Origin of the sequence: Amycolatopsis sp. NPDC088138 (assembly GCF_044741685.1) — a bacterium.
Classification (GTDB): Bacteria; Actinomycetota; Actinomycetes; order Mycobacteriales; family Pseudonocardiaceae; genus Amycolatopsis.
In genome coordinates this window covers 1,247,287-1,259,895 of record NZ_JBIUTB010000001.1, presented here as the reverse complement: position 1 = coordinate 1,259,895, position 12,609 = coordinate 1,247,287, and the positions used below count along the sequence as shown (strand labels likewise).

Here is a 12,609-nt window from a genome sequence, read left to right as displayed (position 1 = left end):
GGACTACGGAGGTGCCCGGTGCGCGGCAAGGTGGCGGTTCTGGCGGCGGTTTCGGCATTGGCCTTCGCGGCGGCGCCGGTCGCCGCGGGAGCCGGGCAAGCGTGGTTCACCTCATGGGCCCAGTCCCAGGACGGCCGCGCGGACACCCCGCTGAACGGCCAGTCCCTCCGGATGATCACCCACCTGAGCGAGGGTGGTGACGCGGTGCGCGTCAGGCTGCAGAACACGTTCGGCTCGGGCCCGCTGTCGGTCGGCCACGCGACGGCCGGCGTGAGCGCGGGCGGCGCGGCGGTGACCGCGCCCCGGGACCTGACCTTCGCGGGCAGCCGCGCCGTCACGATTCCCGCCGGGGGAGAGGTCTGGAGCGACGAGCTGCGCCTGACCACCCGCCCGGACACGAACCTGGCCGTGAGCATGTCGGTTCCCGGCTCCGTCGTTCCGGGCCGCCACGGCGCGGCGCTACGGGACAACTACCTGACCGCTGCCGGCGCCGGGGACCACTCGGCCGACCCGGGTGCGGCCGCGTTCACCGGCACGGTGTCCTCCACTTATGTTGTCAGCGCGGTGGACGTGCACAACACGGCGGTGAAGGGCACGGTCGTCCCGTTCGGCAGCTCGGTGGTCGACGGAATCGGCAGCACGAACTGCGGCCCCGGCTGCACGCAGCTGGGCGCGGACCGCCGCTGGACCGACGACCTGGCACGCCGGGCCGCGTCGTCAGGCCTCGCCGTCGCCAACGCAGGAGTCTCGGGCACAACGAGTGCGCCTTCCTGTCCGAGCATCCCGCCGGGCGTAGTCGGCCTGGACGCGGCGAGTCGCTTGGACCGCGACGTCCTGGCCCTGCACGGCGTCCGTTCGGTGATCTACTACTACGGAACGAACGACCTGGCGTACGGCTGCGACGCGACGGCCGTCCTGGACAGCTACCGAGCGGTCTTCGCCCGCCTGCGCGCGGCCGGCATCGCCGTCTACGTCACGCCGAGCACCCCGCGCCCCGGCTACAGCGACAAGAACAACCTCGACCGTCACGAGATCGCGTTGTTCGTAGAGCGCTGGAACAACTGCGGCGGCTTGTGCTCGGGAATTCTCGACTTCGACGAGGTCCTGAAGGACCCGCTGAAGCCGAACAACATCAACCCGGCCTACGACAACGGCGACGGAATCCACGCGAACGCGGCAGGCCAGCAAGCACTGGCAGACTTCATCTCGATCCCGATGCTCACGACCGGGTCGACTTCCCACACGATCGGCTGACAAGGCGAGTCGCAACGACCAGCGTGTGCGGGTAGCCGCGCAAAGTACGTCGCGTGATGAACAACTCGATGGACGACGCGGGGTGCTGCCTGCTGTCGGTGGCCTGGAACATAGCCCCGCTGCTGGAGTCCCCGCCGACGTCCCGCCGGGCCGCCCTGCGCGCCACGGTCGAGGAGACCTGCCGCGTGACCGGCCTCGGAGCCCGTTCATGGGCAGCTTGTCACGGCACCGGGGCGGAGGCGGAGTACCGCCCCTTCCTCCAGCTGGCCGACGTAGCGTACGAGATCGCCACATTGCTGCTGCTGGTAGGCGACTTCCTGGTCCCGGACCTGGAACGCGAACACCGCCGCTGGGCCGAAATCGAGGCCTTGATGACCCGCCTGGAGGAATTGTCCGGCTGGACGTTCTCGTTCTTGGGCTCACGGAGCTTGTCAGGTCACGCCTGACACGCGTAAGGTCCAGCCTGACAGGTTTCGATCTGGGAGGCTCTTTATGACAACCGCGGTCTTGGCCCACTGCTCGTTCTGCGCCCGCCCGAACACCGAGGTGGCAACGCTGGTAAGCGGCCCAGGAGTCTTCATCTGCGACGGCTGCGTCTCCTTGTGCGCGTCGGTGATCGCGGGTAAGCCGACGTCGATTGCCGCTGTGGCCCCCTGGGAGCAGGAGCTGACCCTGGAGGAGGTCCTGTCCCGCCTGTCTCCGGTGGCCGCGGCCGGCACCCAGGTCCAACAGAACCTGACGGCCTGGGTCCGCAAGGCTCGCGCCTTGGGCGGCACCTGGACCCAGATCGGCACGGCTTTGGGAATGACCCGCCAGTCAGCGTGGGAACGCTTCTCCGGCGAGGACTGATCTCCAAGATGACTTCGCTGCGCTAGCCGATTCCGTGGCAGGACGCGTGCGACGTCAGACCTGACCGCGCGACGTCACGATGATCACGACCGTCGCCACCGTCAGCAGGATCGGCACCACGACGAGCGCCATGAGCAGCATCCGCTTCAGCTTGTAGATCGCCAGAAGCGTCTCAAGCTTCAGTTGCATGTCAGCCTCGTCGGCATCATCAGCCTGAAGAATCCGGTCGACGACCGGCCCCAACTCGGCCCCGCGCATCTCGAATGGCGTGACCATACCGAGTTCGATCAAGCTGTCCGCCATGAGATGCTCCCTTGGGCTGTGTACACACAGGTCGCAAGGAGCAGAACGCCCGTTACGCCCGCGCAAGACGAAGGAGATGCGGGAACGTGGCACGGTGAACGAGCGTCACTCCGGTGGGTCGAGCGCAAACCCGTGACCAGGACTTGCGATGATCGATGGTGTGGTCACCTCGGCAGCTCGCAACCTCCGTATGACAGAGACCCTTCGTTACGCGAGCGGAGTCTCGACCATCGACCCGCGGATCGACGGCCTGCCGAACTTCCACCACCTGACTGTGAGTGCGGACGGGACTCGCATCTCTTTGGCGAGTGGAATCAACCTGACCCGCGAAGTGGTGGTGGACGGGCAGGTGCGCCGCCCGGTACTGGCCCTGCGGTCGAGCCCGTGGAAGGCAGGGCAGGAATCCACGCCTTGGCATGACACATACGACTTGGATCACGGCTACGTCCGCTACTTCGGTGATCACAAGGCAGGCAGCCCGATCGGACTCGGAAAGACCAGAGGCAATGCCGCGTTGTTGGCTAGCTGGCCGGACCACCGTGGCGCCACAGCAGACGAGCGGCGGCGAGCAACCCCGATCGTTCTGTTTCGTTCCGTCACGGTCAGTAATCGCGTGAAGGGGCATGTGCAGTTCTGCGGGCTGGCGGTCATCGAGCGTCTCGAGCACGTCATTCAGCGTGACCCGACCAGCGGGCAGAGCTTCGCGAACTACGTGTTCGACCTTGCTGTACTGAACCTTGCGCCGGAGAACGAACTGCTTGATTGGCGCTGGATCGACGACAGGCGTGACCCCACCCTGTCGACGAGCGAGACGCTCCGCCACAGTCCGACAGCTTGGCGCGATTGGATCGAGCAGGGTGATCCGGCCTTGTCGCGAATCCGGCGGCGTGTCGCAGCAAGTCAAGTCCGGTCCGGCGCCGACCAGCGTCCAGTTCCCGGATCAGCGGAAGCTGACGTCCTGGACACGATCTATCGCCATTTCGACGGGAAGAAGGTGCAGTTCGAATTGCTGGCTGCTCGCGTCGCGGGCAGTGTCTTTCGGGGAAGGGGCAGCGCCTACACAGAAGGTTGGCTCACCCGGGGATCCGGCGACGGAGGTACCGACTTCGTCGGGCGGCTCGATGTGGGTGCCGGCGAGGCCGTCGTTCCGCTGGTCGTCCTAGGTCAGGCGAAGTGCGTCCTACCGAGCACGTCCATCAGCGCAGAGCAGATCGCCCGGGTCGTCGCTCGTTTGCGCCGGGGTTGGATCGGCGCCTACGTGACCACCGGGGTGTACAGCCGCGCGGCGCAGGAGGAGATCATCGATGATCAATATCCGATTCTTCTTATCGACGGCCGCAAATTGGCCGAAGAAGTCCGCCGAATGGCCTTCGACAGCCACGGCGGCGACGTCAGTGCGCTACTCGCAGACATCGAACACGACTACCTCGGAGCAGTGAGTTCTCGCCGCCCGGAAGAAGTTCTGCACCTCTGAGCGATGACTGTTCACGGTGTGGCGTTGAAGCGCGACTTCGGCTAGCTAGAGAGTTTTTGATCACCGGATCGGTCCGAGGGCAGGTGGGCAAGGGCGATTGCCGTCTGTCGTCGCGGAGGTCGGCAGCAGAGGTCTTGGCGGCGTGATGATCGCCCTCGATGCGTGCGGCAGCCCGGGGACCGAGTCGTTTCCGGAGGGGCCTTGGGCATGAAAAAGGCCACCTCTACCTGCGTAAAGGTGGCCGATCCGGTCGGGCTGACAGGATTCGAACCTGCGACCCCTTGACCCCCAGTCAAGTGCGCTACCAAACTGCGCCACAGCCCGGACCCGCACTCGCTGAGTGCGTACGAGTACTCTAGCGCGCCCCCTGGACGACCTTGCAAGCAGGGCCTCTTGTCCGCCTGACCTGGGGAAACACGGCCAGGCGGACAAGGGGGACCGGTTACGCTGGGTTGTTCGCGTGGGTCAGCGTCTGCCACGCCACGAACAGGGCGTTCGTGCCGGCCGGCCGCTTGCTCTCCGTCAGGGTCTGCGTGTTGGACATCGCGATGCCCAGGCGGCCGTGGAGGGCGTTGAAGCCCACCTCTGTCACCGGGCCCAGGCCGCGATTGACGCTACCGCCGCAGAGCCATGACGGGACCGCTGTGCCCAGCTCGTACTTCGACTGGAAGCCCAGGGCCTGGCGCAGCCGCTCGCCGACGTCCGTTCCGTACACGTCCTGGCCCTGGATGCGGAGTGTCTCCGCCACGTCCGCGATTGCCGCTATTCCGTATCCTGTGTGGACGAAGTCGCGGCAGGTTTCCTGCGTTAGGCCGTCTACGAACGTGCTCTGGCCCTGCCAGTAGCCGACTATCTGGTCGCGTGTGGACAGGCCGCTGCCCGGGACGGTCTTGGGGAGGGTGCCGTCGGAGGAGAGGTACACGTAGGCCGCGACGCGGTTGCGGTAGCGGGTCACCGCCTTGTCGAAGTTCGTCTTGTCCTCCAGGAACACCGAGATGCCGACCGCGGCCTCCATCATGGACAGTTCCCAGTTGCCGTTGCTGTTGCTGCCGTTGATGATTTTGTTCAGGTAGACGTTGCGCAGCATCGTGCCGAAACGACCGGAGTTCGGCCAGCTCGTGTACGTGTACTTGATGATCTCCGCCGCGCGGGGCCAGGACGAGCCCGCCCAGCCTGTCTGGAGGGGCGCGTTGCTGTTGGTGTGATTGGTGATCGTTGCCGACCACGCGTCCATCAGCGCTATTGCCTTCTGGGCGTAGCGGGCGTCACCCGAGATGTACCAGATCAGCGCGTCCGTGTACGCCGCGATCGCGTCTTCGCGCTCGTCGGTGCAGCCGAGGTTCGGGTCCGAGTACGGGCCGCATTCGACGACCGAACGCGGCTTCGCGGTGCGCGAAAGCGACGCGTACGCACTGGCTTTCGCCTGATCGTAGGCTGCTTTCCACGGCTGGGCGCCGGCGTTCACCTGCGCCTTCACGAAGTCCAGCTGCGGACGGCTGACCAGCACGCCGGGGTGGGTGAACGTGGCCGGGGCCGCGGGGGCCGGCGTGGCGATCAGGCCCAGGGCGAGCGGGACGGCGGCGGCGAGCGTGACGACTTTCCTCCAGCGGGATGCGGACATGGTTCTCCTCGGGACGACGATGTGAGGTGGATCACCAGCGCGCTGTCTGGACAGTTTCATGGTCCAGACCATCGTCAGTCAAGAGCGGGGAAAGCCTTTCTTCGTGTCGTGAAGGAAAGAAACGGCGAAATGTTCAGCCCGCTGAACGGAAGGCGTTTTCCGTTCAGCGGGCTGAATTGCCGTGCCGCTAGCCGAGACCCGCGCTGACCGCGTTCATCAGCGTCCCGTTGTCACCCGACATCTCCCACGCCATCACGCCGAGCAGGCCGCGGGACTTCAGCCAGGTCGTCTTCGCCGCGATGGACCACGCGTCGTCGAACGTCCACCACTGGCCGCCGTTGCCCGTGTAGCACGACGTCGCGACGGCCGCCGTGTCGTGGTAGACCGTGCACCCGGGGACGCTCGCGATCAGGTTCGAGTACCCGCGTGTGCCCGCTTCCTCGGCGAACTGCCCCGGCGCCGCGCCGGTCGCCGACTGCCACTCGCCGTGCTTTCCGCCATCCGTGACGCCCTGCCAGCCCCGGCCGTAGAAGGCCAGGCCGAGCGTCAGCCTTCGTGGATCGACGCCCGCGTTCGTGTACGCGTTGATCGCCGCTTCGGCACTGAAATGGAAGTTGTACGGGTCGTCCGCGTCGGCGTACAGGTTGCCCTGGTGGCCGGTGCGGTTCGGCTCCCACGAGTTGTCGCTGCCCGAGCCGTGGAAGTCGTAACCCTGCACGTTCGCCACGTCCAGGTAGTTGAAGATCTTCGACAGGTCCCAGCCCGACGCCACCTTGGCCGGGTCCGCCGGCGTGAAGGCCTGCAGCTGGTACCGCTTGCCGGTGGTCGCGCCGTAGGCGTCCAGCTGCGTGCGGAACTCGGCCATCAGCGCGGTCAGGTTGTTCTTGTCGTTCGGGCTCCAGTGGTTGCCGGGGTGGCCGTCGGCGCTGCCGGGCCACTCCCAGTCGATGTCTATGCCGTCGAAGATCCCGGCCGCGGTGCCCGGGCCGCCCGCGCCGCCGTAGGACGCGATGTTGCCCTTGATCCACGTGTCGATGCACGACGAGACGAACTTCTTGCGCGACGCGTCCGTGGCCGCGACGTCCGAGAAGTACTTCGAATACGTCCAGCCGCCCAGGGAAACCAGCACCTTCAGGTTCGGGTGCTTCGCCTTGAGCTTCTTGAGCTGGTTGAAGTTGCCGCGCAGCGCCTCCCAGCCGGTGTCGGCCACGCCGTCGACGGACTGGGCCGCCGCGAACGGCCGCGAGTAGTCGGCTTCGGCGTCACCGGCGCCGTCACCCTGGCTCGGGTCCTGCGGGTTCGCCGTGGTGCCCTTCGTGACGCCGGAAAGGCACGTCAGGTTCACCGGGTCGATGTTCTCGAACGCGTACAGCAGGTGCGTCAGCTTCGCGGCCGCGCCGGTCGTCTCGAGGTTCTTCACGAAGTACTGGCGGCCGTAGATGCCCCACTGCACGAAGTAGCCGACCTTCGCGTAGCCGGACACGATGTCGCCGGTCTTCGCGGTGACGGCGGCACTCGGCGCCGACACGTTGTCGTAGCCGTCCCGCGCGCGCACCGTGAACGTGTACGAAGTGGACGGTGCCAGCCCGGTGACGACGGCGGCGGTCGTGGTGACCGTCGTCGCCAGGGTCGTCCCGCGGTAGACGTCGTAGCTCACGACGCCGGTGTTGTCGGTCGACGCGGTCCACGTCAGCGACACCGAAGTCGCGTCGGCGGACGTCGACCGCAGGCCGCCCGGCACGGTGGGTGCCTGTGTGTCGTTCGCCGGGTTGTTCGTCGTGACGGCGAGCGCGGCACTCGCGGGCGACGCGGTGCCCTTGGAGTCCTTGGCCTTCACCGTGAACGAGTACGCCGTGTTCGGCGTCAGCCCGCTGATCGTGGCACTGGTGCCGGTCACCGAGGCGGCCAACGTCGTGCCCTGATAGATGTCATAACCCGTGACCGGCAGCGAGCCGGCCGTCGACGCGTTCCAGGCCAATGCGGCCGTGGTCGTCGTCTTCGCGACGAGCCGCAAGCCGGCCGGCGCGCTCGGTGGTGTGTCCGGTGAACCGTCGCAGTTCGCGTTGTCGACGCGGCACTGGGTCGGCGTCGCGGCCGCGCTGAGGCGGAACGTCGGGTTGTAAGGGTAGGTGGTGCGGCCCGGCGCCAGCGTCGCGATGTAGTACGCCGGGGTCAGCGTGACCTGGGTGCCGTTCTGCGTCACGGTGCCGTTGTCGCCGGTGCTGGCGGTGACACCGGCCGGCAGTGTGAAGGTGATCGCCCAGTTGCTCACCGACGCGGTTCCGGTGTTGGCGACGGTGTAGGTGCCGGTCGTGCCGCTCAGCGCGAGCGTCGCGGTCAGCGAACCGGCAGCGGCGGCGGGCGGGGCCAGCGCCGCGATGCCGCCCGCGGCTATCAGGAGGGCGGCGAGCGCGGAGCGTAGTCGTACGGGAGTGCGTCTCATGGCGGTTCTCCAAGCGACACGAAGCAGACGAATGTGATGGTCTAGACCACATTCGAATGTAACCCGGTGCCCGGAGATCCACGCACGCCCGAACGGCGGCAACCGTTGTCCGAACGGACTGTTAACGACCCGAGAACGTCGCCTTGCCCGGGCCGTCGGCGAGGAACGACTTCACGGCGTTGCGGAGATCTTCGGTCTCGAACAGCTCCGCGGCGATCGCCGTGATGTGCGCGTTGGCCTCCGGGACGCCGCCGGCGGAGAAGTGGTCGAGGACGCGCTTGGTCGCCGCGTGGGCGCGGGTCGGCCCCTCGGCCAGGCGGGCGGCGAACGCCCGGGCCGCGGCGTCGAAGTCCTCGTCCGGCAGGACGCGGTTGACGACGTTCCAGCGCTCCATCGTCGCCGCGTCGTAGGTGTCGCCGGTCATCACGAACTCCTTGGCGCGCCCGACACCCGCCCGCGCGGCGAGCCGCTGGGTGCCGCCCATGGTCGGCGTCAGGCCGACGACCTTCTCGACCAGCCCGAACTTCGCGCGCGGCGCGGCCAGGATGAGGTCGCAGGCCACGGCGACCTCGAACGCCCAGGTCAGGCACAGGCCGTGCGCGGCGAACACGGTGGGGAATGGCAGCGCGGCGATCCGGTCGGGCACCGCGAGCATCTCGTCGAACAGCACCTTGGCCTCGGCGGGCGAGCCCTGGGCGTCGAACAGCGAAACGTCCACGCCGCCGCTGACGATCTTGCCCTCGGCGCGGATCAGCAGCGCCCGCGCCGGGGCCTCTTTCAGCGAGCCGATGGCCGCGGCGAGGTCGGCTTGCAGGGAAGCCGTGTAGAGGTTCAACGGCGGTGCGTCGATGGTCAGGACGGCGAGCCCGCCGTCGTGGTCGAGGCGGACCTGCTCGGTCATGCTCACCCTGCTTCTTCGGCTTCGACGATGTCGTCCCAATACTGCTGGGCGTCGGGGCGCCAGTCGACGTGTTTGTGATGGAACAGTTCCCCGGCTTTCGTCCCGCTCCACTTCGCCGGCAGGAGCTCGGCGGGCAGCTGCGGGTCGAGGAACGGGAACCGCCGCCACTCGTGGACGAGCTCGGTCTGCGCCCGCAGCACCGCGCGTCCGCCGGTCGGGTTCAGGCCGGTGAAGCGGTCGATGAAGTCCTCGTAGCGGTCCTTCAGCTCGGTGAGGTCCCACGATCGGGCGACCATCGTCTCCTGCTCGCCGACCTCGCCGTAGGTCGACGTGAACGACATGGCCTGTGCCTCCAGGCCCAGGTCGGTGACGATCTGCTGGGCCTCGCGCTGGCGGCTCAGGTCGGGGCTGACCCAGACGCCGGCGACCGGCGAGCCGAAGCCCGCCCAGGTCAGGCGGGTGCGCAGCCGGTGGCGCAGGTCGCGCTTGGCCTCCGGGACCGACACGATCAGCATCAGCCACTGCCCGTTCCACGGGCGCTCTTCGCGGCCGAACGCGTAGATCCGGTCGGCGCCCTCGGTCAGGAGACGGCGGCCCGGCGGCGTCAGCGACCAGCGCACCCGGCGCCCGACGCGCTCGGAGACGACCCAGCCTTCGGCGGCGGAGCGGGCCAGCGCCTGCCGCGCCGACTTCTCCTCGATGTCGAGGATGCCGAGCACCTCGACCAGCATCGACGTCCAGACGGGCTTGTCGCGGGGTAGCGCGTACTCGCCGAGCACGGTCATCAGGAGTGAGCGCGCGCTCGCGTGGCTGACCTCGCGGCGGCGGCTGACCGTCGGCCGTGGCGCCGGCACGCGGCCTTCCCTCGGTTTCGGCCTGCGGCCGAGGGTGACCGGGGGCTCGCCCATGCTGTTCCACCAACCTCACTGCGCTGCGGGACTGACAACCGAACAGGTTACCCACACTCAGTGATCAGAACGCCACCGGACACACACAGTCGGTGTCATTTGACCATGATCTGACAGTTCACCACGTGCCCGTAGACTCGGCTACCTCATGAGCGCAACTCTCGTCGCGAAGGACCTGGCCGCGGGCCACGGCGATCGCATCCTCTTCTCCGGGCTCGATCTGGTGGTCGCGCCGGGCGACGTCGTCGGCCTGGTCGGCGTCAACGGCGCCGGAAAGTCCACGCTGCTGCGGACCCTGGCCGGCCTGGCCAAACCGGACGACGGCGAGGTCCGGCTGAACCCGCCGACCGCCACCGTCGGGCACCTGCCGCAGGAGCCGGAACGCCGTGAAGGCGAGTCGGTGCGGGCGTTCCTGGCGCGCCGGACCGGTGTCTCGGCGGCGCAGGCCGACCTCGATCAGGCCACCGAGGCGCTCACCGCGGGCGAGGACGGCTCGGACGACCGCTACGCGACCGCGCTCGACCGCTGGCTCGACCTCGGCGGCGCGGACCTGGACGAACGCGCCGGGGAGGTGGCCGCCGACCTCGGCCTGGACGTCGACCTCGACCAGCTGATGACGTCGCTGTCGGGCGGGCAGGCCGCGCGCGCCGGGCTGGCGTCGCTGCTGCTGAGCCGCTACGACGTCTTCCTGCTCGACGAGCCCACCAACGACCTCGACCTGGACGGCCTGGCCCGGCTGGAACGGTTCGTCACCGGCCTGCGATCGGCGACGGTCCTGGTCAGCCACGACCGCGAGTTCCTGGCCCGCACGGTCGACCGCGTGGTCGAGCTGGACCTGGCCCAGCAGCAGGTCAACACCTACGGCGGTGGCTACGAGGCCTACCTGGAGGAGCGCGAGGTCGCCCGGCGGCACGCGCGCGAGGACTACGACGAGTTCGCCGACACCAAGGCCGCGCTCGAGGCGCGCGGGCGGATGCAGCGGGGCTGGATGGAGAAGGGCGTCAAGAACGCCCGCCGCAAGGCACCCGACAACGACAAGCTCGGCCGCAAGTTCCGCAGCGAGGCCACCGAAAAGCAGGCGTCGAAGGCGCGGCAGACCGACCGGATGATCGAGCGCCTCGACGTCGTCGAGGAGCCCCGCAAGGAGTGGGAGCTGCGGATGGAGATCGCCGCGGCCCCGCGCGCGGGCGCGGTCGTCGCCACCCTGCGCGGCGCGGTCGTCCGGCGTGGCGGGTTCACCCTCGGGCCGGTCGACCTGCAGGTGGACTGGGCGGACAAGATCGCCATCACGGGCGCGAACGGCGCCGGGAAGTCGACCCTGCTCGCGCTGATGCTCGGCCGGCTCTCCCCGGACGAGGGCAACGCGGCGCTCGGCTCGGGTGTCGTGGTCGGCGAGGTCGACCAGGCGCGTCGCCTGTTCCTCGACGACGTCCCGCTCGCGGACGCCTTCGCGCGGCTGGTCCCGGAGCTGCCCGACGCCGAGGTCCGGACGCTGCTGGCCAAGTTCGGGCTCAAGGCCGCGCACGTGCTGAGGTCCGCCGCGACGCTGTCGCCGGGGGAGCGCACGCGCGCGGCGCTGGCGCTGCTGCAGGCCCGCGGCGTCAACCTGCTGGTGCTCGACGAGCCGACCAACCACCTCGACCTGCCCGCCATCGAGCAGCTCGAGGCGGCGCTGGACCGCTACCCGGGCACGCTCCTGCTGGTGACGCACGACCGCCGGATGCTCGACGCCGTGCACGTCACGCGCCGGTTCGAGGTCGGCGACGGCAAGGTCCGCGAGCTGTGAACCTCCGCGAGGCGACTCGCGACGACGCCGACTTCCTGGCCGACATGCTCGTCGAGGCGGTGAACTGGTCGCCCGAGTGGAAGCGCAAGAGCAAGCGGCGGGTCCTCGAAGCGCCGAACACCGCGCACTACGTCGCCGGGTGGCCGCGGCCGGACGATCTCGGCGTGGTCGCCGAGGCGGACGGCGAACGGATCGGGGCGGCCTGGCTGCGCTTCTTCGCGGCGGACGACCCGGGGTACGGGTTCGTCGCCGCCGACGTCCCCGAGTTGTCCCTCGGCGTGGTGGCCGCTTGGCGTGGGCAGGGCGTCGGCCGTGCGCTCATGCGGGCCGTCGAGGACCGGGCTCGCGCGGCGGGCATCGCCCGGGTCAGCCTGAGCGTCGAACGGAAGAACTTCGCGCAGCGGTTGTACCTGGCGGAGGGCTACGAGGTCGTCGGCGCGGGCTCGCCGGACTCGGACACCATGGTCAAGGTGCTCTGACCTTTCGCTGCACCCGGTTCGTTACCCGGCTCCGCCGAATGGGTGCTCCTCGTCGCGAAATCGGCGGTGGGGTCCGTCTTCCGTAACAAAGCCCGACCGGCGGATGATCCTGCGGGATATCGGACGGGGAGGTCGGGAAATGGACGAGAACAACGTCGAGCCGGTCGCGAATTCACCTTCGGTGCACGACTTGATCGTCGCCCACCAAGAAGACGGCCGCCCGCGGTTCGAAAAGCTTCGTGCGGCTTTCGTGGAGAACCAGGGAAAGATCCACGAGGAGTACTACGCACTCGAATTCCCCGCTGCCTTGCTGCTGGTGGCCAATTCCCGTGGCCGGTGGTCTCCGGGGTCGGTCTACAAAACGCGGTTGTTCTACAACCCGAGCTACAGCACCACCGAGTTCGACGACGCGTTCCGGTCCGCCCGGCGGGTCGAACGGAAGTACGCGGTGCTGTTGCGCGGCCGCGTCCAGGAGATTCTGACCCAGGGCATCTACACCACCGGGGTGCACATGCTGGCCTTGCTCGACGCGATGCCGCCGCCCGAGAACCGGAGCGCCGCCGACGCGGAACGCATCACGACCGCCGCCAA

Annotated in this window: 11 protein-coding genes and 1 tRNA gene; 6 read left to right on the top strand and 6 right to left on the bottom strand. The window is 68.5% G+C overall.

Annotated features, from left to right (window positions below):
- Positions 1-18: 18 nt before the first annotated feature.
- The 3 genes from ACIOD2_RS05730 to ACIOD2_RS05720 are packed head-to-tail and all read left to right on the top strand — an operon-like array spanning position 19 to position 2,103.
- Positions 19-1,254 carry a GDSL-type esterase/lipase family protein gene (locus ACIOD2_RS05730; RefSeq protein WP_400534785.1) on the top strand — a complete coding sequence of 412 codons (1,236 nt, stop codon included), beginning with the start codon at positions 19-21 and terminating at the stop codon, positions 1,252-1,254.
- Positions 1,255-1,310: 56 nt separating this feature from the next.
- A complete protein-coding gene (locus ACIOD2_RS05725) occupies positions 1,311-1,700 on the top strand; it encodes a hypothetical protein (RefSeq protein ID WP_400535416.1) in 390 nt (129 codons plus the stop codon).
- A 46-nt stretch (positions 1,701-1,746) separates the two neighbouring features.
- Positions 1,747-2,103, top strand: a complete 357-nt coding sequence (locus tag ACIOD2_RS05720; RefSeq protein WP_400534783.1) for a ClpX C4-type zinc finger protein — start codon at positions 1,747-1,749, stop codon at positions 2,101-2,103.
- A gap of 54 nt (positions 2,104-2,157) precedes the next feature.
- On the opposite strand, the gene ACIOD2_RS05715 is transcribed toward ACIOD2_RS05720, so the two are convergent.
- Positions 2,158-2,406: a hypothetical protein gene (locus ACIOD2_RS05715; RefSeq protein ID WP_400534781.1), complete on the bottom strand. Its 249-nt coding sequence runs from the start codon at positions 2,404-2,406 to the stop codon at positions 2,158-2,160.
- 148 nt (positions 2,407-2,554) lie between these two features.
- Here ACIOD2_RS05715 and ACIOD2_RS05710 point away from each other — a divergent pair, with 148 nt between their 5' ends.
- On the top strand, positions 2,555-3,880 hold the full coding sequence (locus ACIOD2_RS05710; protein ID WP_400534779.1) for a restriction endonuclease: 1,326 nt from the start codon (positions 2,555-2,557) through the stop codon (positions 3,878-3,880).
- Between the two features lie 250 nt (positions 3,881-4,130).
- Here ACIOD2_RS05710 and ACIOD2_RS05705 read toward each other — a convergent pair.
- The 5 genes from ACIOD2_RS05705 to ACIOD2_RS05685 form a co-directional block, all read right to left on the bottom strand.
- Positions 4,131-4,204 (bottom strand) — tRNA-Pro (locus ACIOD2_RS05705).
- 118 nt (positions 4,205-4,322) lie between these two features.
- A complete protein-coding gene (locus tag ACIOD2_RS05700; protein WP_400534777.1) occupies positions 4,323-5,501 on the bottom strand; it encodes an alginate lyase family protein in 1,179 nt (392 codons plus the stop codon).
- A gap of 187 nt (positions 5,502-5,688) precedes the next feature.
- Positions 5,689-7,944, bottom strand: a complete 2,256-nt coding sequence (locus tag ACIOD2_RS05695; RefSeq protein WP_400534775.1) for a glycosyl hydrolase family 18 protein — start codon at positions 7,942-7,944, stop codon at positions 5,689-5,691.
- A 121-nt stretch (positions 7,945-8,065) separates the two neighbouring features.
- A complete protein-coding gene (locus ACIOD2_RS05690) occupies positions 8,066-8,845 on the bottom strand; it encodes an enoyl-CoA hydratase/isomerase family protein (protein ID WP_400534773.1) in 780 nt (259 codons plus the stop codon).
- Positions 8,846-8,847: 2 nt separating this feature from the next.
- Positions 8,848-9,753, bottom strand: coding sequence for a PaaX family transcriptional regulator C-terminal domain-containing protein (locus ACIOD2_RS05685; protein ID WP_400534771.1), 906 nt, complete (start codon positions 9,751-9,753; stop codon positions 8,848-8,850).
- Positions 9,754-9,901: 148 nt separating this feature from the next.
- On the opposite strand from ACIOD2_RS05685, the gene ACIOD2_RS05680 reads away from it, so the two are divergent.
- Complete coding sequence (locus ACIOD2_RS05680; protein ID WP_400534770.1) at positions 9,902-11,539, top strand: ABC-F family ATP-binding cassette domain-containing protein; 1,638 nt, start codon at positions 9,902-9,904, stop codon at positions 11,537-11,539.
- The gene (locus tag ACIOD2_RS05675; protein WP_400534768.1) at positions 11,536-12,018 is read left to right on the top strand and encodes a GNAT family N-acetyltransferase; all 483 of its coding nucleotides are present in this window, start codon (positions 11,536-11,538) and stop codon (positions 12,016-12,018) included. Before ACIOD2_RS05680 ends, ACIOD2_RS05675 begins: the two co-directional genes overlap by 4 nt.
- Positions 12,019-12,609 lie beyond the last annotated feature (591 nt).

What these genes read in the sequence shown, in the direction of transcription:
- ACIOD2_RS05725 (WP_400535416.1), top strand. Translation starts at nt 1,311, where the DNA reads ATGAACAACTCGATGGACGACGCGGGGTGCTGCCTGCTGTCGGTGGCC.
- ACIOD2_RS05720 (WP_400534783.1), top strand. Translation starts at nt 1,747, where the DNA reads ATGACAACCGCGGTCTTGGCCCACTGCTCGTTCTGCGCCCGCCCGAAC.
- ACIOD2_RS05715 (WP_400534781.1), bottom strand. Translation starts at nt 2,406, where the DNA reads ATGGCGGACAGCTTGATCGAACTCGGTATGGTCACGCCATTCGAGATG.
- ACIOD2_RS05710 (WP_400534779.1), top strand. Translation starts at nt 2,555, where the DNA reads ATGATCGATGGTGTGGTCACCTCGGCAGCTCGCAACCTCCGTATGACA.
- ACIOD2_RS05700 (WP_400534777.1), bottom strand. Translation starts at nt 5,501, where the DNA reads ATGTCCGCATCCCGCTGGAGGAAAGTCGTCACGCTCGCCGCCGCCGTC.
- ACIOD2_RS05695 (WP_400534775.1), bottom strand. Translation starts at nt 7,944, where the DNA reads ATGAGACGCACTCCCGTACGACTACGCTCCGCGCTCGCCGCCCTCCTG.
- ACIOD2_RS05690 (WP_400534773.1), bottom strand. Translation starts at nt 8,845, where the DNA reads ATGACCGAGCAGGTCCGCCTCGACCACGACGGCGGGCTCGCCGTCCTG.
- ACIOD2_RS05685 (WP_400534771.1), bottom strand. Translation starts at nt 9,753, where the DNA reads ATGGGCGAGCCCCCGGTCACCCTCGGCCGCAGGCCGAAACCGAGGGAA.
- ACIOD2_RS05680 (WP_400534770.1), top strand. Translation starts at nt 9,902, where the DNA reads ATGAGCGCAACTCTCGTCGCGAAGGACCTGGCCGCGGGCCACGGCGAT.